This is a genomic window from Bradyrhizobium sp. UFLA05-89, from assembly GCF_059803475.1.
In genome coordinates, this window is the sequence record NZ_JBANBA010000007.1 from 119,394 (window position 1) to 139,925 (window position 20,532).

Here is a 20,532-nt window from a genome sequence, read left to right on the forward strand (position 1 = left end):
CGGATTTCACCATGCACGTCAATCACGATTCCACTGCCGCCGCGGCGCCGACCATCGACTTCGACACGTTTCTGAAGGTCGACATCCGCGTCGGCACCATCGTCGACGCAAAACCGTTCCCCGAAGCGCGCAGGCCTGCATGGCGGTTGTGGATCGATTTCGGCCCCGTGATCGGCGTGCGCAAGAGCTCGGCGCAGATCACCGAAAACCATCCGTTGGAAACGCTGGTGGGACAGCAAGTCGCAGCCGTCGTCAATTTTCCTCCGCGCCAGATCGGGCCGGTTGTCTCCGAGGTGTTGACGCTCGGCTTCCCCGACGCCGAGGGCAAGGTCGTGCTGATGCAGCCGAGCAAACCCGTGCCGAACGGCGGCCGGCTGTTCTAGCCACCTCAGTCCACCAGCCAACGTAACGTCGTTCGATTTCTGGCATGCCAGCGATGGCCGGCTTGACGAGGTCGATCGTCAGTGATAAAATGACTGACTGATCGGTTTTTATAATTTCGTTCTCCTCGAACGAAGAAGGATAAAGCTCAATCAAAACGATCATCTGGTCAGTTATTTAGCGAGCGAGCCGTCATGCCGAAGATCAGCGAAAGACAGCGTGAGAACCGCCGCCAGCAGATTCTCGAGGCCGCCCTCGCCTGCTTTTCCGAAAACGGCTTCCACCAGACCGGCATGGCCGACATCGTCAAACGGTCCGGGCTGAGCCACGGGGCCGTCTACCTCTACTTCCAGAGCAAGGACGATCTCATCGAGGCGCTGGCCGACGACCGGCATCGCCGCGAGGCCGTGCTCAACTCGGTCGCGCATGGGTCGGCCGATCCGCTGGAGCATTTGCAGGCGCTGGTCCGCGTCTACGCGCAATGGCTCACCGATCCCGCCGGCGAGGCGCGCCGGCGCGTCGGAATCCACGGCTGGGCCGAGGCCCTGCGCAACCGCCGCGTCCGCGCCAGCGTCGTCGAAGGCATCGACATGCCACGCGCGCTGATCATCGCGTTGGTCGAGCGGGCCCAGCACGATGGCCTCATCAAGCGCGATCTCGGCGCGGATGCGATCGCACGCGTGCTGATCGCGATCTTCCAGGGCTTCGTACTGCAGAAATGCTGGGGCGAGGAGCTCGACATCAATGCCTGCATGGCGGCCGTCACCGGCGTGATCGACGGCTTCCGCACCACCAAACCCGACGTCGAACGAACGACCAGGGCTTGAATGATGTCCTGGATCCATGACCTGCTCGCAGGTGTCGGCGTAGGCCTCGTCGGAGGGGTGACGTCGGGCTTCATGGGCACGAGCCCTGGTGGCGGTCTCGTGATCTTCTGCGTGCTGCTGCTTGGCGCGGAGCAGCACATCGCCCAGGGTACTTCGCTAATCGCCCAGGTGCCTCCGACGGGCCTCGCCGGGGTGCGCCGCTACTGGCAGAGCGGTAATCGCAGCCCGTTGCAATGGATCGCCTGGATCGGCACAGGATTTCTCGTCGGCGGTGCGAGCGGCGGTTACACCGCGGCCGCGGTGTCCGACTCGGTCTTGCAATGGACCTACGTCGTCTACCTCGTTGCGCTCATCGCAGCGCTCGTTCTGCGGCGTGACCGCAAGGACGCCAGTAGCGAGGTTGGTGATCCCGACAAATTGCCCGGGCTCCCACTGTTCCTCATCGGCACGCTGGCCGGCTTCTCCTCCGGCTTCATGGGCATCGGCGGCGGACTTGCGATCACTGTCGGCCTCGCCGCGGGCCTGCGCGTGCCGCAGCATCAGGCCCAACTCGTCAGCCTCATCTTCTCGGTCATCCCGACCAACATTCCGGCGGCCTGGATCTACTGGAGCAAGGGGCTCGTGGTCGGTTGGCCGGCCATCATCGGTATTCTCGCCGGCCTTTGGATCGGCACCGATCTCGGCGCACGCATGGCCAATGGCGTGAGCAAATCGGTGCTGCGCCGGATCATGATCGGGCTCGTCTCGCTGATGGCACTCTACATGACCTGGAAGGCGTTGAGCTGATTCAGGGCCGCTTCGGAATGTTCAACCCGCGCTGTACGGCCGGACGCACAAGGCCGCGTTCGAGCCAGGCCGCGACCGACTTGAACTGGCTGAATTCGACGAGATCGCCAGCGCCATAGAATCCGATGAGATTGCGAACCCAGCCGAGCATGGAAATGTCGGCGATGGTGTAGTCGTCGTCCATGAACCACTGCCGGCCCGCAAGATGCATCTCCATGACACCGAGCAGGCGCTTGGACTCGCCCACGTAGCGCTCGAGCGGCCGCTTGTCCTCAAAATCCTTGCCGGCGAATTTGTGGAAGAAGCCGACCTGGCCGAACATCGGCCCGATGCCGCCCATCTGGAAATGCACCCACTGGATGGTCTGGTAGCGGCGCGCCGCGTCCTGCGGCAGAAGCTTGCCGGTCTTCTCGGCGAGGTATTGCAGGATCGCACCGGATTCGAACAGCGGCAACGGCCTGCCGCCGGGACCGTTGGGATCGAGGATCGCCGGAATCTTGCCGTTCGGATTGAGCGAGAGGAATTCCGCCGTCTTCTGGTCGTCCTTGCCGAAGTCGACGAGATGCACCTCGTAAGGCAGCCCGATCTCCTCGAGCATGGTCGAGACCTTGACGCCGTTCGGCGTCGGCAGGGAGTAGAGTTGAAGGAGTTCGGGATTCTTCGCGGGCCAGCGTTTGGTGATGGGGAAGGTTGAGAGATCGGACATCAGGACCTTGGATGCGTGTGTTGGAGCGCATCTAATGTAGGCGAGGCGTGGAACGACGCAAGATCACTGGTTGTGCCTGCACGTTCTGGTCACGAGGTCCGGCGCGGGGCGGCCCGACGCATCTATGGTGGCAGCCTCATCATCGCTGCGATCGGAGTCATCGTCTCATGTTGCAGCCGATACTCCATGAACCATTGCCCCGTCACCAGCAACATCGCCGTAAAGGCGATCGCAAGCATCGCGGTCGCCAATTGGCTGACATCGTTCATTGCATTTGTCCCTCAGCAAAACTTGATGTCTAAACGCTGGCTCGTTCTGCATGTTCCCTGCTCCCGCGAAAAGATTGCCACTCTTTCCCATTCCGAATACCAGGCGGGCACTCTGTTCCGACCCCAGAGCGAGGGACCATTGAGCCATGCCGGCGTTATCGGGAGATGAACATCGAGAAGCACGCCTTGCTCGATCACGCCGAGCGCTGTCGCCGGGTCGCGGACGACCTTGCCCATAACGAAGCCGTGCGACGGCTGCGGGCGATGGCCGAGGAGTATGAAGCCAGAGCTTTGAGGCTGGAGCACCAGGAAGGTCAACTTCGGCAGCATCTCAAGCAGCGCCGTGCGTGTCTCGGCCGCACCGAAGGTCGAAGCGATCGGGGAGCTGATTGCTCTCAATAGTTGATCTCCATCCGCAACCCGCGCGGATCAGGATCTTCGCCATCGAGGCGTCTGGTGCTGTCACGCGCAGCGATCGCGCAGGCACATGCATCGATCAGATCGTCACGCCCGATGCCGGTGCCGTGACGCTGCATCAGCCATTTCCGGAGCTTGGCAAAGCCCTGCTTCTCCAGCAGTTGAATGCGCCGTTCGCGCCCGGTCGCCGATGTCTTTCGTTCCAGCCTGCACTCGCCCGCGAGAGTCCAGAAGATCAACTCCGGATGCGCTTCGCAGATCGTCGTCTGACGCTCCGGTGTCATGACATCATCGAGCTCTCTGATCTTGTCCCTGATGTTCCAGAGCTGGCACGACACGCCCTTGTCGCCCCGCTGCCAATAATGCCGGTTCGCGGCTGCCATGTCCGGAAACGTCCAGAGATCGCGACGCGCGCCAAGAAAGACGGCAGCGCCGATCAGCTCGCGGGCACGAAGATCGCAGACCCGATAGCCTGTCTCCTTCAATCCGATGGGCATGTCGATCATCGCGCGCTGGTGTGGGATGGCGAGCAAGCGCGTGAGGCCCGGCGCATAGTCGAACCCATGATCGCCACGCCCATCAATCCAGGCCGCGACCCACCCCAACCGAAAGCCGTCCAGGCCGAGATAGTTTGGCATCCCCTCTTCCGCCTGCTTCATGTCTTCGAGCACGCTTGAACATCCGCAAGTTGCGAGCGTATGTCCCGCGCCCTCGCGAACACTTCCGTTCGCGAAACGACCATGAACCGAGTGATGAACCACCGCTACGAAAGATTTGCGCGACTGTCGAACGGTCTCGGACCGATCGATAGCGCATGCCCGGCTCATGGGAGCGATCTCGCTTGAAAGCGAGATCGACAGTCCGCTTCTCACGACCCTCCCGAGCCAGCCGCTCCGGAGGGTTTTTTGTTGCCAGCCGCGCGGCCCGTTCGAACTTCCCGGCAAATGCCGGAACGGGAGACCCGGATCCCGGGGCTCGCGCTCGAGAGGCGCGTGCCCAAGCGCGCGGGGCCTGCCGGAGGGAACGAGGCGATGAGCCGGACACCGATGGCAGAGCGAACCCGAATGATTCGCAAACAGCGGCGCGTTGACAGCGCCGCGATAGAATTTTCGTGAATCGGTTTGCCGCGATCTTCGCGGCTCAACCGACGCTGGTGGTGAAGATGTCGGATACTTCCTCCACGGTGAAGCGGGTTCGAATCCCGCCTTTGACGCACGCACCGGGATGCGGCCTCGGAAAGGCTTGCACGCGGCCCGGCGCAGTTTCTCTCCGCAAGGAGAGCGCTGTGTTGCTGTCACTTAAAGCCGATATCGCCCGTTCCCCAGGGTACCCATCTAGGCCGATGCGAATGCTTCGGCGCAGTCGGGAATGACGCGCGCGGAGGCCGCGTGCAGCCTTGCGATCCTCGCCCGCGGTCTGCGGTGAGGTCGAGATCTTCACCTTCAGCAGTGAGGTGGTGAAGGTCCCTCCCCGCCGCGGCTTTGCGCTGAGGGATGCGATCATCAACTCGCAGGCTCATAGCGGGACCTATCTCGGCAAGGCGGTGTCCGAGATCGACCGCAAGGGCGACCGCCTGATCGTCTTCACCGACGAGCAGAGCCACGACCGCGTGCCGGATCCTGCGGCGAGCGGAACGCTGGTCAACATCGCCTCGTATCAACACGGCGTCGGCCACGGCGGCTGGACCCGCGTCAACGGCTTCTCGGAGGCCGTGGTCGCGTGGATCGCGGCGTCGGAGACGACGCTGCACTGATGCGTCCCACGAACGACCCGGGCGCGGCATCCCGCGCCCGGGTCACTTGGTTTGACGATCTTGCGCTCTTACGCTTGGCCTTCACCCACGCGAGACAGCCTGGCGCGGCTACCGACCAACTTCAGCCAGGGCGCCAGATGGACGGCACTCATCAGCAGGTACATCGGGACCATTCCACCGAACGGCGACGCCCCCGCTGTCGAACACAACGCATCCGGCGATCCGCCGCCAAGAACGGCCGTCAGCAGCGCCATGATCGCGAAGGTCGGCGCGGCCGCGAGGCGTAGCCAATTGGCCGCGCCGATCGCCGCGGTCTTGCTCACGACTTTGCGCTCTGTTTGCGGAACGCCGCCTCTCCGGCATCCGACACCTCGACCCATCTCTTGTCGGGCGCCGCACCTGCCTCGTAGTTGTCATGCCAGTTCCACCACTTGTAGGTCGGCGTCTGGGGATAGCCCTCGGGCGAGTCTTCCCACACCTCTTGCCGGCCGAGCGGCGTGATGTCGAGGTAGTTCCAGGTACCTCCCATCTGCTCATCGCCGCGGTTGTTGATGAAATAGGTGCGGAAGATTTTGCTGCCGTCGCGGAAAAACACGTTGGTGCCGTGCCATTCGCCGACGCCGAAGTCAGCGTCGAAGCTGTCCGTGATCGTGTACCAGGGCATCTCCCATCCCATCCGCGCCTTGAGGCGTGCGATGTCCGCCTGCGGCGCACGCGAGACAAAGACGAGCGTGGTATCGCGCGCGTTCAGATGAGCGAGATGGGCGACCTGGTCGGCCACCATGGAGCAGCCACGGCAGGCGTGGTCCGGCCAGCCAAACACGCCCGGCTCGAAGAATGCGCGGTAGACGATGAGCTGATGTCGGCCCTCGAACAAGTCGAGCAAGCTCGCTTTACCCGTGGGTCCCTCGAACGCGTAACTCTTCTCCACCGCGAGCCACGGCATCCGCCGCCGCTCAGCGGCCAGTGCGTCACGGGCTCGGGTTGCAGCCTTCTCCTTGACGAGCAACTGCTGACGCGCAGCTTCCCACTCCTGCGCCGAAACGACATGAGTCTGCATAGCTGACCTCCTGTTTGTTGTTTGGTGCGTTCCGTCAGGCCGGCAGCCGCCGGTCGTAGTCCTGCTGAAGCCGGGCCCAGCCATCCCAGAACGGCGCCGGCTCCTCGCCGGAGATCCGCGCGACCAGAATGTCGAGATGCATGTGCCAACCGGCGCCGACCTTGAGCATGGTCGGGCGGTCGGGCAGACGACGATGGATCACGGTGAGCACCACGCCCTTTCCCTTCGGCTCCAGCTCGAAGGTCACGTCGCCGCTGTTGCTCCAGGCAATCGAAAGCTTTCGCGGCGGATCGCACTCGGTAATCCGACTCTGCATCCGATGCTCTTCGGGAAAGCCGGCCGGGCGCCTGCTCGGGGGATCGTTGAGCTCATCGTTGCGCCAGACGAGCTCGAAGGGCGCTCCGACCCTGGTCTCCATCACGCCCGCCGCCAGCCATTTGCTGCGAAGGTCGCTGTCGGTGAGATACGCCCAAACGCGCTCGATCGGGCCGGGCAGCAGGCGCTGAAGCTTCAGCGTCGTCGGTTCGATCAGTTCGCCATAGGCATCGGGCTTGGTCTTTGCATCCATCGTTCTGCTCCTCACTTCTTTTTTGCCTTCGCCTCGTCTTCGGCGCGCAGCAACGCCTCCAGCGAGTCGAGCCTGTCATTCCAGAAGCGTTCGTAACGTCGCAACCAGGCATCGGCTTCGGCGAGCCGTGCAGCTTGCAGCCGACACAGATGGGTACGGCCGCGGATCGTGCGTGTGACGAGGCCTGCATTCTCGAGCACCCGAACGTGCTTCGAGGCACCCGCGAAACTCATGCTGAACGGTGTCGCAAGCTCCCCGATCGTGAGCTCCCGTTCCGCCAGATGACCAAGCATTGCCCGCCGCGTTGGATCCGCGAGGGCATGAAAAACGGCGTCTAGATGCGAGAATTGCTCAACCATATGGTTTAACATAATCGGTCGGGATCGATTGTCAACCGATCGGTTTAATTATTTTTGAGTTCCGGCGGCTCTGGGCAACTCGAGCCAGCCGGCAAGGACCCGAGCGAGCCAGACGGCGCGCGCGGAATGAAGTAGGAGCAAGACCATGCGACGACCCGACCCCTACCAGGAACGTGCCCGCGAACTGTGCCTCGCCGCCGGCGTCGATCCGGATTCGCGCGTTGGCGAAGGACGCGGCCAGCCGGCCTGGTGTCTCTGTCGAGATGCCGCGCGGAAGGAGCAGCTGGCACGCGAGACCAGCGCGGCCGCGAGCGAGATCGCGAACCTCCGCCCGCAAGATGATCGCTTCAAGAATGCACCGCTGAAGATCTTCGGCGAGCATGATGAGGCGACCGTGGCGCAGATGCGCAACTGCATGGCGGTCGGCAACGTCGTATCCGGCGTGATCTGCGCCGACGGCCATCTCGGCTACGCCCAGCCGGTCGGCGGGGTCATCGCGTATGAGAAGCAGATCAGCATCTCCGGCGTCGGCTTCGACATCGGCTGCGGCAACATGGCTGCGCGTCTCGACACGTGTTTCGAGAACATCTCGGCGATCGTACCCACGATCATCCGCGACGTCGCGAAGACGATCTCCTTCGGGGTCGGCCGGGCCAATGCCGAGCGCGCCGAGCAGGAGCTGTTCGACGATGGCGATGCGTGGCGTGAGAGCGATATGGAAGCGCATCGGCAGAGGCAAATAGTAAAGTGGGAGGCGATGCCTCCCACTTCGTTTGCGCCGTTCGCTTCCAGCGATCTTCGCGGGGGCGTTAGCCTGCCCCAAGCGCCTCATAAGCGAGGCGCTTGAACTCAAAGAAGAACGGATTCCAGAAGCCCATCGCGCGCTGCGCCATCAGCACGCCGGCCGTATTGGCCGCTGGGCATATCCACCAATGTGTGCCGGCGACGCCGCCCCACTGGAATTCGCCAGTCGAATTCGGGGGATCAAAGGGCGACGGTGCGAAGGTGACGGCGCCGCCGAGCCCAAATCCCTTGCCGGGAATGGTCCCGAGGTTCGCAAAACGGATGGTCTGGCCATTGCCAAGCTGGTTCGTCATCATCTGCCGCAGCGTCTCGGGCTTCAAGAGTTCGCCCGATCCCGGCAACAGCGCCCGCACCAGCGCGAGCATATCCGGCAGGGTAGAGACCAGCCCGCCGCCGCCCGACAGCCGCGGGAACGGCCGGCGATAGGCTTGCGGATAGGGCTGATCGTCGATCCGCCAGAGGCCCGGTTTCATCGGATCGAGCACATCGGCGCCGCGATAATAGGCGACCAGCCTGCCCTGCTCGGCTTTCGGCACGGAAAAAACGGTATCGACCATGCCGAGTGGATCGAAGATGCGCGCCTTGAAGAAGGCATCGAGCGCCTTGCCGGAGACGACCTCCACGACACGGCCGAGCACGTCGGTCGCAACCGAATATTCCCAGCCAGTGCCGGGATGATAGGACAGCGGAAGCCTGGCGAGCCCATCGATCATGTCGCCGAGCGACGTCAGCGGATTGAGGACGCGCGCCTCGTTGTAACCCTTGAACAGCACCGTGCCGGGATCAAATAACCCGTAGCTCAGGCCCGATGTATGCGTCAGCAACTGGCGGATCGTGATCGGGCTGCGCGCCGGTTCGACGTCGGCGAGGCTCGTCGCCCTCTGCTTCAGCACCTTGCGATTGCCGAGTTGCGGCAGGAATTTCTCGATCGCGTCGTCAAGGCCGATGCGGCCCTCCTCGACCAGCAGCATGATCGCGCAAGTGACGACGATCTTGGTGTTGGAAAACGCGCGGAAGATGTGATCGGGCCGAAGCGCCACGTTCGCCTCGCGATCAGCCAGCCCTACGCATTGCTGGTCGACGACATCCCGCCCGCGCAGCACCGCCCAGGACACACCGGCGACGATCTCCTGATCGACGTAGCGCTGCATTGCCGTCCGTGCGGCGGAAAATTTGGGTGTCCTGGCGTCCATCTGCTGCTGTCTCCGTGAGCTGGTTGACATCGATACAACGCCGAATCCCCGGCAGGAAAGCCCTTCCTTCAAGCTGGCGCCGGTGCATGCCAGCGCCGACATTTTTGTTTCGCCGCGTGTTCATTTGGATGCGAGCAACAGAGCGAAAAGCTCTGCAACCTTCCAGGCAAGCGCCCGGCAAGAGCGCGTTAAGGGCGCGACCTTTAGCCTCACACCCATGTTAGGCGTATCTCAATCCAATCAACGGTGACCGGCAATGACCTCGATCGCTGCTACATCTACCAGCTCCTATTCGCCGCTTGATCTGCTCAAGAGCGAGCTCACCAAGGAAGTCTCCGCGGGCACGATCAGCTCGAGCGACGAGTCTGCACTCTCGTCCGCGCTCGATGACATCGATTCCGCACTCAAGAGCGACGGCTCCAGTTCGAGCTCCTCGACGCCGCCTTCGCCCGACGAGATGCAGTCGAAAATTGACAATCTCATCCAGAACGAGGTGTCGAGCGGCAAGCTCACCAGCGATCAGGCGGATGAGCTGAAAAACGTGTTCGCCAATACGTTCTCCAATGGTGCCGGCGCTCCTCCTCCCCCGCCGGATGCGAGCAGTGACTCATCGAGCACGAGCAGCACCGACTCCAGCTCCTCGTCCACCAGCAGCGCTGACCTGATGAAAGAGCTGATCGCACTGCTTCAGAATGCGACCAGCCAGTCGACCTCCTACAGCTCCAGCGGCAACGTGTCGTCCTCCTCCGCGTCGAGCTCACTGCTCGTCGACTACAAGACCTGAGCGCGAGGCAGGGAAGGCTCGGTCCCAGGCCTACCGAGCCTCATCCCTCTTTCTGCAACACGGTCACATGCAGGCGACGGTGGATTCGCATCCCATGCCGCTGATAGAGCGCGATCGCAGATGCATTGTTGGAAAACACGTGCAGGAAGGGAATTTCGCCTCGCGCCACGATATGGCGCGCAATCGCTCCAAGCAGCGTCTGCGCATAGCCGCGGCCGCGGTGATCGGGATGCACACAGATTGCCGTCATCTCCGTGAAATTGCCGGGCTTCATCCGTTCACCGGCCATCGCGACCAGGTCACCACCGACACGGATGCCGAGAAAGGTTCCGAGCTCGTGCGTCCGTTTGCTGAACGGACCGGGCCTGGTCAACGCGGTCAATGCCACCATCGCCGGAACGTCATCGACCCCGAGCGTGACGATCTCGGCATCATGGAGCGGGCTTTCGACGGGCGTGCCGATCATCTGCTCGCCGGTCTCGGCGAGCAGCGTCTTGAATCCGGCCGGCGCGACCACTGCGTCATGCGTGAACAGCACGACAAATTCGGACGGCGACATCAACTCGGCGAGTTCCGCGTAGCTTGCTGGCGACAGATCGACCACGTCGGCGAAGGGTCCGATCGCCGAGGGAAAGCGCAGCGCCCGCGCACCGCCTTGCGCCAGATGCCACTGTCGTGTCGTCAGCGCGTTCCAGATTGGTCGGTCCAGCAGCGCCAAATCGGAATCGGACACGGGCTCTATTCCTTGTCGAGGCTTACGATCACCGCCGCATTGGCGATGATGATGGCGTCGCTGCCCTGCTCGGCCGGAATTTCGAGACCGCCCTTGACTGCTTTCACAGTCACCGTGCCGTAAGGCAGCTCCTTGGCCACCGCGACCTTGTCGACCGCTTCAGGATTCGGCACCCCGATGGTGACGTCGACGAACATGTCGTTGGCGGTCTTGCCGAGCATACGAAAGAATCCGAGGCTGGAATGCCTGATCGCATCCGACACCGCGCGCCTGGCCGCCTTGGTCGCATCCTTGCCATGGACGTCGACCCCCATGCCCATCTCTGTGATACAGCGTACGCGGGTCATTTCCAGTCCTGTTGTTGGTAGTTCCGACGCGCAAGCTTCGGCGATCTAGCTGGTCGGCACAAGCGCCTTTTCGCGCGGGAAATAGGCGTTGCGGTCCTCCTCCTGCGCATTGACGACGGCGCGAATCCGCAACAGGTCCTTGCGCGCGACAAGGCCGACCACCCGATGCGCCTCGCGATCGACGACCGGAATGCGGCCGAGATCGGAGGCAACCATGAGATCGGCGACCCGCCCCAGCACTTCATCGGGATAGGCGACAGCGGCTGATGTATCGGACACGACGTCGTCGAGAGTCGCGCTCTGGTGATCGCCCTCGGTGCGCCAGCGCAACACGTCGGCGCGCGTCACCATTCCGGCGAGACGGCCATTCGCGGTCACGACCGGATAAGACTTGTGCCGCCGCTCCTCCGACGTGAAGAGCTTGACCGCTGCGTCGACGGGCATGTCGACCGGCAGGGTGTCGACGCTCTTCACCATGACATCCGCAACGCGCAACAGTTCGAACGGATCGACGGTGTATTCGCGCGTGATGTGCTGGCCGCGTCGCGCGATCTTCTCGGTGAGGATCGAACGCTTGAGCAGCAGCACCGTGACGGCGTGCGCCGCCCCGGTCGCGGCCAGCAGCGGCAGCAGCATGTCGTGATTGCCGGTCAGTTCGACAGCAAACATCACGCCTGTCAGCGGCGAGCGCATCGTGCCGCCCATCATCGCAGCCATACCGACCAGCGCCCAGAACGACCCGCCACCAGGCAGCATCTGCCCCTCTAGCCACCCGGCGGCTCCGCCGAGAATAAGCAACGGCGCCAGCACGCCACCCGACGTCCCCGAAGCCAGCGCAACGACCCAGATCACAGACTTCACGAGCAATATCCTGATCGCCTCATTGCGCATCATGTGGCCCGAGAGGAGATCGGCGATGACATCGTAGCCGACACCGAGCGCACGCGGATCGATGAGACCGCCGAGCCCGACCACGAGACCGCCCAGCATCGGCCACCACATCCAGTGCAACGGCACATGGTCGAACAGATCCTCAGCCGCGTAGAGCAGCCGCGTCATCAGTCCGGACTGGAGGCCTGCAACGATGCCGACACCGATCGCGACCGCCAGCCCCCACCACGGCAGATCGGGCCGCTCCGCGAACGGAAACAACGGACCCGTCCCGAACAGCAGGGGACGCCACGCTGCCGAAACGACCGCGCCCGTGACCACGGGCAGAAAGCTGCGCGGCTTCCATTCGAACAACAGGAGCTCGACTGCAAGCAGCACCGCCGCAATCGGCGTGCCGAAGATCGCTGTCATGCCTGCGGCGGCACCGGCGACCAGCAACGTCTTGCGCTCGGCGGCCGTGAGGTGGAAGCACTGGGCGAAGATCGAGCCGATCGCGCCGCCGGTCATGATGATCGGCCCTTCGGCGCCGAACGGCCCGCCGCTGCCTATCGAAATGGCTGACGACAGCGGCTTGAGGATCGCCACTTTCGGCTGCATCCGGCTGCCGCCGATCAGGATCGCTTCGATCGCCTCGGGGATGCCATGGCCGCGGATCTTCTCGGAGCCGAAACGCGCCATCAGTCCGATAGCGAGGCCACCGAGCGCGGGCGCCAACACCATCCACAGCCCCGGCCGGGCGTTCGCCAGCGAGACGCTCTCGGTGCTGAAATGGCCGAACCAGATGAGGTTCGTCACCAAGGCAATCAGCTTCAAGAGCACCCATGCGGCCCCCGCCCCGAGGCTACCGACAGCCAGGGCCATGCCGATCAGCACCAGGACGCGGGCGTCCGCCGTGAAATCTCCGGGCTTGCCGCGATGACGCGGAAGCCCGCGGGCTATGTCGGGGGTCTGGCGCATGACTACTCTTGGGAGGATTATGACGCCACGCCAATATATCGTGACACGATATATATCAAGGGAATGGCTGGCATGATTTCCCGTCCCACCCGCGGGGATCTAGCGAAAACTACGGCTTCCCGCCGTGCTCGTCGCGGGTCCTGAGTTCATCGACCAACACCCGCACGTTCTCCGAATAGTCGATCGGGATCGAGATCAGGTGAACGCCACCGTCGCTGAAGGCAGCGTCGAGCGTCGGCATGAAACTGTCAATCGTCTCGATGCGGTGGCCCTTGGCGCCGTAGGATTTCGCGTACAGGACGAAGTCGGGATTGCCGAACGTCAGGCCGAAATCGGCAAAGTGATCGACTGCCTGCTTCCACCGGATCATGCCGTAGGCATTGTCCTGAAGGATCAGCACGACGAGGTTGAGCTTGAGCCGGACGGCGGTCTCCATCTCCTGGCTGTTCATCATGAAGCCGCCATCGCCGGCGACCGCCAGCACGCGGCGTTCGGGATACAACATCGCGGCCATCATCGCCGATGGCAGGCCCGCGCCCATCGTCGCCAGCGCATTGTCGAGCAGCAGCGTATTGGCGACCCTGGTGCGGTAGTTGCGTGCAAACCAGATCTTGTACATGCCGTTGTCGAGCGCGACGATGCCGTTTTCCGGCATCACCTGACGTATGTCGTGCACAATTCGTTGCGGCGTCGGCGGCCAGCGCGATTCAGTCGCGCGATCGGCGATATGGCTGAGAATCTGCTCGCGCAACGGCAACAGCGCGCCGGCATCCGGCAGTCGGCCTTCGAGGCGGTCGGCCAGCAATTCGAGGCTCGGCCCGACGTCGCCGACGACCTCCGCATCGGGAAAATAGACCTGCTCGACGCTTGCCGGCGTATAGCTGACGTGGATCACCTTCGGACCCGACGGCCCCATGATGAAGGGCGGCTTCTCGATCGCGTCGTGGCCGATTGCGATGATCAGGTCGGCGGCGTCGATGGCCTCGTGGACATAGTCACGTTCGGATAACGCCGTGGTGCCCATATAGAGATTGGTGCCGCCGGGAACGGTGCCCTTGCCCATCTGCGTGGTGAAGAACGGGATCTGCGTCCGCCGCACGAAATTCGCGATGCCGTGGGTCGACCGCGGCCGACTGGTCGCCGCGCCCATCATGACCAGCGGGCGTTTCGCCGCCAAAATCATCTCGGCGGCGCGATCGAGCGCGGCACGATGGGCGACGGGAATCTCGATCGGGTGCACGGGGACCACCGGCACGGACGCCACCTCCTCGCCCGCGACGTCCTCGGGCAGTTCGAGATGCACCGGTCCCGGCCGCTCCTCCATCGCAACGCGGAAGGCATCGCGGACCACGGTCGGAATGCTCGACGCGCTGACAATCTGCCGCGCCAGTTTTGTCAGTGGCTTCATGCTCGCAACGACATCGACGATCTGGAAGCGCGCCTGCCGGCTGCTCATGATCGCCTTCTGGCCCGTGATCATGATCATCGGCATCGCGCCGAGATGCGCATAGGCCGCTCCCGTCGACAGGTTGAGCGCACCCGGGCCGAGGGTGGAGAGACAGACGCCGGGCTTGCCGGTCAGCCGGCCATGGGTCGCGGCCATGAAGGCTGCGGCCTGCTCGTGGCGGGTCAGGATCAGTTCGATTTTGGAGTTGCGCAAGGACTCGACCAGATCGAGATTTTCCTCGCCGGGAACGCCGAAGATGCGGTCGACGCCCTCATTCTCGAGGGCAGCAACAAACAGATCCGATCCCTTCACCATCCGTGCCTGGCCGCTCATGTCGCCTCCCCTCAACAATGTCTCCGGCGTTCCGCCGGCAAACTTGAACGGCATGGTAGCCGTCCGTCATGACAACTCCACTCACAATGCGGCGCGCCGCCTCACGCACCGCGTCCGCGAGGACGATCGCCCGACGTCACGATCCCCGCCGATAACGTGACGAGGCACAAGAGCGCGCCGAGCATGGCGAACGCCATCGGCAGGCTCGCGATCCGTGCCACGAATCCGACGCCCGCAGGGCCGACCAGAACACCGGCATAGCCCGCGGTGGTGATTGCAGCGACGGCAAGTCCCGTGGGCATGGCCTGTTGCGAGCCCGCACGGCGAAACAGCACCGGGACCAGGTTCGAGGCGCCGAGGCCGATGAGCACGAACCCGGCCATGGCGACGATGGCGAGCGGAGCGACGAGCAGCACGACGAAGCCGGCAATCGCCAACAGGCTACCGACGATCAACGTGGCGCGATCGCCGACCCGCGCCACCACGGCATCGCCACCGAGCCGGCCTGCGGTCATCGCGATCGAGAACAGCATGTAGCCAAGGCCGCCTTGCGTGTCCGGCACGAGGCCGGCGCCCACGATGAGCAGCGCGCCCCAATCGAGCATGGCACCTTCAACGAGAAAGGTGATCGCGGCCAGCGCCGCAAGCACCAGCACGATGCCGTGCGGCAGGACGAACAGCGGTCCATGCTGCGCCTGTGCGCGCCGCAGCAAGAGCGGCCAGGCCACGATCATCGCGGCCAGCATCAGGGCCGAGGCGATCAGCGTGCTCGCGAGCGGGCCGAGATGGATCGACAGCAGCAACGTCATAAGGCTCGATCCGGCAAATCCACCAATGCTGAACAACGCGTGGAAGCCCGACATCAGCGGACGCGTTGCGGCACGCTCCACCTCAACCGCGTGAATATTCATTGCGACGTCAATCGAGCCGAGTGCGGCGCCGAAGCCGAACAGGACCAGGCCCAGCGTGGCCGGCGTACTCGCGACGACGAGCCACGGCAGAATCACTGCGAGGCCAAAGCCGCCGACGAGAATGATCGGCTTACTGCCGTAGCGCGCACTCAAGGCACCTGTCAGCAGCATCGCGGCAACCGAGCCGATGCCGAGGCAGAGCAGGAGCAGGCCGAGGATGCCGTCGTCGACCGCCAGCCGTTCCTTGGCAAACGGCACCAGCGGCGCCCAGCAGGCGATGCCGAAGCCCGCAACGAGGAAGGACAGCCGCGTCGCGAGCCGGGTCGCCGGCCGGTCGGCTGACAGCGTGTGCATGGGAACTCCGCAAGGGCTAAGGATTCGAAGAACTGCTAGTAAAGCGTGCCTCGGGCAAAACTGTGAAGCTACAGGGAAGTTTCGGCTTGTCGGGCTTCGCGCACTCCGCCAATGATCTTGCCGGACTCCTTTCGCTTTTGCCCCTGATATGACTCCCAAACGCTTCGAAGCCCACTGCCTGCGACTGCCCGCCGCAACCAAGGTTGTGCAATGGGAGGGCACTTCGGTTTTCAAGGTCGGCGGCAAGATGTTCGCGCTCGCCCGCGGCTTCGTCCAGCAGTCAGGCGGCTTCATGTTCAAGACGTCGAACATGGCTTACGCGATGCTGATCGAGCAGGGTATTGCACGCCCCGCGCCCTATCTCGCCCGCGCCAAATGGGTGCAACTCGTCGACAACGATGCCCTGCCCGACCCCGAGCTCGCTGCCTATCTCGACCAGGCGCACGCGCTCGTGGTTGCGAAGCTGACGCGCAAGGCGCGGAAGGAGTTGCGGCTGGGGTGATGGTCACAGAGCGCGCTCGCTGCTGGGCAATGACGTTGCGCCTCAACTCGCATTTCAAATTGGGGACACACTTTCGCATTCTCGCGGCTTGCTCGCCCGAGCTTTGCTGATCTCCTTACCCTTCATCGGAACAGAGGGCGCAGGGAAGACCGGGTGCCGGCTGGCACCCGCGGTCCGCTGCGCGCAGGTCAAACAAAAGAACTGCACAGCGGCATACAGGTCGAGCCGGAAACAACACCCGGCCTTCCCTGCGCAGGGGAGTCAATAGGCGAAAAAACGAAATGGAAACAGTGGCGTTCGGGCTGGATGTTCACATCTGTGTCGCGATTCCCGTTGCCGCCTCGGCAAGAAGCTCGCCATTGGGGCCAAGCATGACATCGCCACGCTCTCGAATGACATCGTCGCGGGCAGGTTCGGAGGCCTTCTCAGCAACGCGCCACATGCGCAAGGCTGCCTCTGGCCTGTTCAACTGGGCCGCCGAGTCCGGGCGCGATTACGTGACTGCCAGCCTCTGTATCAACCTGCCGAAGCTCGACCCTGAGCATCCCCACCCGCGTCCTATCCGAGGATGAGACTAGGACGTTCTGGCATGGCCTAGACCGTGACGATCTCCCCTATGACCGCCGGACTTGCCTGGCACCCAAGTTCGAGCTCGTCACCTTGCTGCGGTCCCGTCAACCACTCGGCGCCCCCAGGGACGAGCTGTTCGACCTCCACGGCGACCACCCGCGCTTCGACGTACCACTCAAGCGGGGCAAGAAGCGCAGCGTGATCCAGCAGCCGCTGTCCGATCTGGCCGTCCTATGGGGGCGAGGCGAAAAGCGGGATACGCGCGACCGCAGCTATTGAGAAAATCTGGTGCGAGAAAATTCGAGGTTGCAGTTGCAGCAGGGGCACCGTGCTCTCGGCGTCTCCAAAAAGGGGCGTGGTCATTCATGCAAGCAATCAACTTCGAGAAGCCCGGCGCGCCCGCAGAGCGCGAACGCCGTGCGGGCTAATTTCCTGCGATCCGCCTCAGATTTCGTTGTCGCTTGCGCACCCGGTCAACGAGGCGCAGTGGGAGTAGCAGAGGGTTGCGGCGTCGCAGGTGGCGCCGCGGCAGCAGGTCGCGGCGCGGCAGGCGCGGTAGCAGGTCGCGCGAGCGGTTCACAGCGACCGTTCACCATCCGCATTTTTCGAGCGCTGCACCTGCGGACTGCGGCACGCACCTTGGAGTTTGATACGCAGATGCCATCGACCAGTTGACGGCCCAGACCACAGCCTTGGCGAACCGGAATGACCGAATTGTTTGGCTGCTGTAATGGGACGTAGGGCATGCTCTGCGCTGAGGACACAACGAACAGCGCGAGCGCGACGACGATGGGTCTGATCATTGTTTGTCTCCAGTTGTCACAGAAAGACCTGCACTAGGCAGCGCGCTGGCAACATTTCGTTGCCACTGGCAAAGTGATCATGGTAGGCACGGCCGATGACTATATGGTCAGCTTCGCGCACCACAGACCAATGGCGTCGCGCCGCTCAGTACGGATAGTATCCGCCGCCCGGGCAAACATAGTTGCCGTAGCTGTCGTAGCCGCAGCCGCCGCGGTAGTAGGCGCCCGCCGCAGCCGCGCCGACCGCAGCCGCGCCCACTGCCGCCGCACCGGCTCCGTAGCGATAGCCGCGATACGCCCCTGCATAGCCGTAGCGCCCGCCACGCACAGCGACAGCGCCGCCCCGGTATCCGCGAGCCGCGACTGCGCCGCCCCGATAGCCCCGAGCCGCGACCGCGCCACCCCGGTATCCCCGGACCGCCACCGCGCCGCCGCGATATCCTCCCGCTCGCACACCGCCGCCGCCGCGGCGGGCGAATGCATCGTCGGGAGTGAGGGTGACCAGCAGCATGGCTGCGGCTGCCGAGGCGATTAGAATTCGACGCAACATCAGCGTACTCCTTGTTTCAGAGAGAAAGCCGCGGACACCTGCACATCGCGCTAACCGCGACTGTCCGAAGCCTCGCGTGCGCGAGCTTCGCGGCCTTGACTTGGATCAAAACAAACCTCACGTTCATCTACGTGAACGACTGCTTCATCGACCTCATTCACGTTGATGCCGCAATTAGAGTAGCCTGCCGACACGAACATGAATGACGCTAATGGCAGAGGCCGTCACCATTGCTGGCTCGGTCGCCGGTGGCAGGGCTCTCTCTCGACGGCGGTCCACTAAGGCTAAGACCGTCAGCGAGTCGGTACTGGCGCTGCACCTCGATTGCAGTCGGACGTACATCGGCAAGCTCGAAACTGAAGGCGTGATCCAGCGGCAAGGTGACGGCTTTCCACTCGACCAGAGCCGCGTTGCCTACCTGCGATACTTGCGGCGCGAGCACAAGCGCTCACCCCGCACGGAAGCCGACGCTGATCACGTCAAGAGCAAGACGGGATCAATCCTTTTTCCGGCTTGGCGGCAGCACGCGATTTACACGAGCAGTAAGGGCCGCCGTGGATCGGACGTTCACGGCCTGCTCCGCTGCTTGTTCGCCGACAGCCGGTCGGCAACCTGCCTTCGATGCCGTTCCAGACTATCCGGCTCCGGTGGTGGGCAACGCCGGCGACGAGCGCGAGATGGGGCTGATGTCGCCACCTCCGCGCTCGGGTGGGCCGCCGGTCTCCAGCATCTGGAACACATCACCGCCGCATGGCGCAGCCAATGCGGTTCGTCGCGCCGATCGCGGTGATCTTGACGACTGATGAGGAGCGCGATGTCTGGATGCGCGCGCCATGGATAACGCAAAGGCGGCCGCAGCGTTCGTTGTCAGATGATGCGCTGAAGATCGTCGTGCGCGCGGACAAGACAAGATAACAGAACCTGCGGCAAGCGCAGCGCAGACATGCGGTGCCGGCTTCATTGGAACAAGATGCCGGACTGGCATGATGGGCTATTGGGGAAGTGAGGCGAGACAAATTGTAGACTGACGCGGCAGATCACTGGCATGTAGGCTAGTGGCACGCTTTGATCCGGGAGTTTCGTTATGCGTGCCTCGCCATCGATTGTGCCTCAAGGGGCCGACCAAAACACCTATCTCGTGCTGGAGGACTTCGGTCGGATGGGCTGCTATTGGCGCGAGACCGACGCCGACAACGCTGACCGCGAGACGCTGATCCGCGACTTAGTGGAAGGCCAGTATAGTCATCCAGTCCGCATCGTGGTCTTCAATACCGCCGAAGGTTGGTCCCGTGACGCGACTATGGATATCGCCGATGAGCTGCGCCAACGCTACCTTGAGTTTGGCGAGGTACCGAACTCGATCCACGATTTCATGGATGCCAATCGGCGCTGAACGGCGATGTCTGCATGCGCGCACCGTGGGACGAAACCAAGGCGCTGCAGCGCTCACTGCAAGATGATGGCCTGAAGGTCGCTATGCACGGTGAATCGAAGGAAGATCAGGCCGCCGCATGAAGCACGTCGAGGCCACGCCCCTTCGCCGATCCGGAAACCGCAGCACGCAAGCTCGTCGAGCTCGCCGCCGGCATCGAGCCCGTGCAAGACGGCCGCGTCCATATCGAGAAGATCAATGCGCCGTTTCTCTACACGCTGAAGGCCAGCGGTGAGGAGTTGGGCACCGGAATCAAGATGGCGGTCGAGCGCGGCTGGCTCGAACTGCACGAGAGCGGCACCTATGTGCGACTCTTGAAGGCAGACGCGCCGCATACGGGGCTTTGACCTTAGTCAAAGACGGCCCCGGCCGGTGGGATAGGGTTGAGTGGAAGGCCGGGGCCGCTGGAGGTGCTTGGCTGCAGGCCAAGCGAATGATCATAGACCAACGCAGGGTCACCGATCTGTTCGCCTCCGTACACTCGCGGTACCACGGTGACGCGGCTTTCAGCCGCAGACATTTGCCGTGTTCTGGCACAAACGACATAGCTCCCCGACACCATCAGTGTGACGGTACGCCCATGGGGAATGACCGGTTATTTCAGTCGATAGTAATTGCTGCCGGCGCGCTATCGGTAGCGGCGTTCTCGGCCCTAGTGCTAATCTTCTATTGATCTAGGTCAACTGCGCTAAGCTTCCGGCGCGCCTGCTTGGATGATCAGAGATCCGAGCGGTACCGCAATGAAGCGCGATCGGCAGTGGATGCTTCATTGTTTGGCATGGTCACTGGCTGCGA

The 20,532-nt window shown here is 63.3% G+C and carries 26 protein-coding genes; 11 read left to right on the plus strand and 15 right to left on the minus strand.

Annotation, left to right across the window (positions count from 1 at the left end; genetic code table 11):
• The first annotated feature begins 11 nt into the window (after positions 1-11).
• From SO139_RS06225 to SO139_RS06235, 3 genes are all read left to right on the plus strand, one after another.
• Positions 12-383 carry a tRNA-binding protein gene (locus tag SO139_RS06225; protein ID WP_449378606.1) on the plus strand — a complete coding sequence of 124 codons (372 nt, stop codon included), beginning with the start codon at positions 12-14 and terminating at the stop codon, positions 381-383.
• 192 nt (positions 384-575) lie between these two features.
• On the plus strand, positions 576-1,208 hold the full coding sequence (locus SO139_RS06230; RefSeq protein WP_449378607.1) for a TetR/AcrR family transcriptional regulator: 633 nt from the start codon (positions 576-578) through the stop codon (positions 1,206-1,208).
• Positions 1,209-1,211: 3 nt separating this feature from the next.
• On the plus strand, positions 1,212-1,994 hold the full coding sequence (locus SO139_RS06235) for a sulfite exporter TauE/SafE family protein (protein WP_449378633.1): 783 nt from the start codon (positions 1,212-1,214) through the stop codon (positions 1,992-1,994).
• A gap of 1 nt (position 1,995) precedes the next feature.
• Here SO139_RS06235 and SO139_RS06240 read toward each other — a convergent pair whose 3' ends face one another.
• The 4 genes from SO139_RS06240 to SO139_RS06255 all read right to left on the minus strand — a co-directional run bounded on the left by SO139_RS06240 (position 1,996) and on the right by SO139_RS06255 (position 4,024).
• On the minus strand, positions 1,996-2,700 hold the full coding sequence (locus SO139_RS06240) for a glutathione S-transferase family protein (RefSeq protein ID WP_498539773.1): 705 nt from the start codon (positions 2,698-2,700) through the stop codon (positions 1,996-1,998).
• A 122-nt stretch (positions 2,701-2,822) separates the two neighbouring features.
• The gene (locus SO139_RS06245; RefSeq protein WP_449378609.1) at positions 2,823-2,969 is read right to left on the minus strand and encodes a hypothetical protein; all 147 of its coding nucleotides are present in this window, start codon (positions 2,967-2,969) and stop codon (positions 2,823-2,825) included.
• A gap of 12 nt (positions 2,970-2,981) precedes the next feature.
• Entirely contained in the window at positions 2,982-3,299 is a 318-nt protein-coding gene (locus tag SO139_RS06250) for a hypothetical protein (RefSeq protein WP_474799525.1), read from the minus strand.
• A 65-nt stretch (positions 3,300-3,364) separates the two neighbouring features.
• Positions 3,365-4,024: a DUF429 domain-containing protein gene (locus tag SO139_RS06255; RefSeq protein WP_449378634.1), complete on the minus strand. Its 660-nt coding sequence runs from the start codon at positions 4,022-4,024 to the stop codon at positions 3,365-3,367.
• Positions 4,025-4,782: 758 nt separating this feature from the next.
• On the opposite strand from SO139_RS06255, the gene SO139_RS06260 reads away from it, so the two are divergent.
• Positions 4,783-5,139 (plus strand): hypothetical protein, encoded by a 357-nt coding sequence (locus SO139_RS06260; RefSeq protein ID WP_449378611.1) that lies wholly within the window; start codon positions 4,783-4,785, stop codon positions 5,137-5,139.
• Positions 5,140-5,207: 68 nt separating this feature from the next.
• On the opposite strand, the gene SO139_RS06265 is transcribed toward SO139_RS06260, so the two are convergent.
• From SO139_RS06265 to SO139_RS06280, 4 genes are read right to left on the minus strand one after another with little or no spacing between them, the layout of a single operon-like run.
• Positions 5,208-5,462 (minus strand): hypothetical protein, encoded by a 255-nt coding sequence (locus SO139_RS06265; protein ID WP_449378612.1) that lies wholly within the window; start codon positions 5,460-5,462, stop codon positions 5,208-5,210.
• Positions 5,459-6,199: a DUF899 domain-containing protein gene (locus SO139_RS06270; RefSeq protein WP_449378613.1), complete on the minus strand. Its 741-nt coding sequence runs from the start codon at positions 6,197-6,199 to the stop codon at positions 5,459-5,461. The genes SO139_RS06265 and SO139_RS06270 overlap by 4 nt, the downstream gene beginning before the upstream one ends.
• A 34-nt stretch (positions 6,200-6,233) precedes the next feature.
• Complete coding sequence (locus SO139_RS06275) at positions 6,234-6,767, minus strand: SRPBCC family protein (RefSeq protein ID WP_449378614.1); 534 nt, start codon at positions 6,765-6,767, stop codon at positions 6,234-6,236.
• 11 nt (positions 6,768-6,778) lie between these two features.
• Positions 6,779-7,126 carry an ArsR/SmtB family transcription factor gene (locus SO139_RS06280; protein WP_449378615.1) on the minus strand — a complete coding sequence of 116 codons (348 nt, stop codon included), beginning with the start codon at positions 7,124-7,126 and terminating at the stop codon, positions 6,779-6,781.
• 145 nt (positions 7,127-7,271) lie between these two features.
• Between SO139_RS06280 and SO139_RS06285 the strand changes: the two genes are divergently transcribed.
• Positions 7,272-7,973 (plus strand): RtcB family protein, encoded by a 702-nt coding sequence (locus SO139_RS06285; RefSeq protein ID WP_449378616.1) that lies wholly within the window; start codon positions 7,272-7,274, stop codon positions 7,971-7,973.
• On the opposite strand, the gene SO139_RS06290 is transcribed toward SO139_RS06285, so the two are convergent.
• Positions 7,936-9,123: a serine hydrolase domain-containing protein gene (locus SO139_RS06290; RefSeq protein ID WP_449378617.1), complete on the minus strand. Its 1,188-nt coding sequence runs from the start codon at positions 9,121-9,123 to the stop codon at positions 7,936-7,938. The genes SO139_RS06285 and SO139_RS06290 overlap by 38 nt on opposite strands.
• A 256-nt stretch (positions 9,124-9,379) precedes the next feature.
• On the opposite strand from SO139_RS06290, the gene SO139_RS06295 reads away from it, so the two are divergent.
• Positions 9,380-9,907: a hypothetical protein gene (locus tag SO139_RS06295; RefSeq protein WP_474799521.1), complete on the plus strand. Its 528-nt coding sequence runs from the start codon at positions 9,380-9,382 to the stop codon at positions 9,905-9,907.
• A 40-nt stretch (positions 9,908-9,947) separates the two neighbouring features.
• Here SO139_RS06295 and SO139_RS06300 read toward each other — a convergent pair whose 3' ends face one another.
• The 5 genes from SO139_RS06300 to SO139_RS06320 form a co-directional block, all read right to left on the minus strand.
• Positions 9,948-10,640: a GNAT family N-acetyltransferase gene (locus SO139_RS06300; RefSeq protein ID WP_449378619.1), complete on the minus strand. Its 693-nt coding sequence runs from the start codon at positions 10,638-10,640 to the stop codon at positions 9,948-9,950.
• Positions 10,641-10,645: 5 nt separating this feature from the next.
• A complete protein-coding gene (locus SO139_RS06305; RefSeq protein ID WP_449378620.1) occupies positions 10,646-10,987 on the minus strand; it encodes a Lin0512 family protein in 342 nt (113 codons plus the stop codon).
• A 45-nt stretch (positions 10,988-11,032) separates the two neighbouring features.
• Complete coding sequence (locus tag SO139_RS06310; RefSeq protein WP_449378621.1) at positions 11,033-12,835, minus strand: chloride channel protein; 1,803 nt, start codon at positions 12,833-12,835, stop codon at positions 11,033-11,035.
• Positions 12,836-12,944: 109 nt separating this feature from the next.
• Positions 12,945-14,597 carry an acetolactate synthase large subunit gene (locus SO139_RS06315; protein ID WP_449378635.1) on the minus strand — a complete coding sequence of 551 codons (1,653 nt, stop codon included), beginning with the start codon at positions 14,595-14,597 and terminating at the stop codon, positions 12,945-12,947.
• Between the two features lie 119 nt (positions 14,598-14,716).
• A complete protein-coding gene (locus SO139_RS06320; RefSeq protein ID WP_449378622.1) occupies positions 14,717-15,880 on the minus strand; it encodes an MFS transporter in 1,164 nt (387 codons plus the stop codon).
• Positions 15,881-16,028: 148 nt separating this feature from the next.
• Here SO139_RS06320 and SO139_RS06325 point away from each other — a divergent pair, with 148 nt between their 5' ends.
• Together SO139_RS06325 and SO139_RS06330 are read left to right on the plus strand one after the other, a co-directional pair.
• On the plus strand, positions 16,029-16,382 hold the full coding sequence (locus SO139_RS06325) for an MmcQ/YjbR family DNA-binding protein (RefSeq protein ID WP_449378623.1): 354 nt from the start codon (positions 16,029-16,031) through the stop codon (positions 16,380-16,382).
• A gap of 660 nt (positions 16,383-17,042) precedes the next feature.
• A complete protein-coding gene (locus SO139_RS06330) occupies positions 17,043-17,231 on the plus strand; it encodes a hypothetical protein (protein WP_474799517.1) in 189 nt (62 codons plus the stop codon).
• A gap of 669 nt (positions 17,232-17,900) precedes the next feature.
• Here SO139_RS06330 and SO139_RS06335 read toward each other — a convergent pair.
• Positions 17,901-18,305 (minus strand): hypothetical protein, encoded by a 405-nt coding sequence (locus SO139_RS06335; protein WP_449378624.1) that lies wholly within the window; start codon positions 18,303-18,305, stop codon positions 17,901-17,903.
• A gap of 554 nt (positions 18,306-18,859) precedes the next feature.
• Between SO139_RS06335 and SO139_RS06340 the strand changes: the two genes are divergently transcribed.
• The 3 genes from SO139_RS06340 to SO139_RS06350 all read left to right on the plus strand — a co-directional run bounded on the left by SO139_RS06340 (position 18,860) and on the right by SO139_RS06350 (position 20,084).
• Positions 18,860-19,108, plus strand: a complete 249-nt coding sequence (locus SO139_RS06340) for a hypothetical protein (RefSeq protein WP_474799515.1) — start codon at positions 18,860-18,862, stop codon at positions 19,106-19,108.
• 281 nt (positions 19,109-19,389) lie between these two features.
• The gene (locus SO139_RS06345) at positions 19,390-19,698 is read left to right on the plus strand and encodes a hypothetical protein (protein ID WP_449378626.1); all 309 of its coding nucleotides are present in this window, start codon (positions 19,390-19,392) and stop codon (positions 19,696-19,698) included.
• 203 nt (positions 19,699-19,901) lie between these two features.
• Complete coding sequence (locus tag SO139_RS06350; RefSeq protein ID WP_449378627.1) at positions 19,902-20,084, plus strand: hypothetical protein; 183 nt, start codon at positions 19,902-19,904, stop codon at positions 20,082-20,084.
• Positions 20,085-20,532 lie beyond the last annotated feature (448 nt).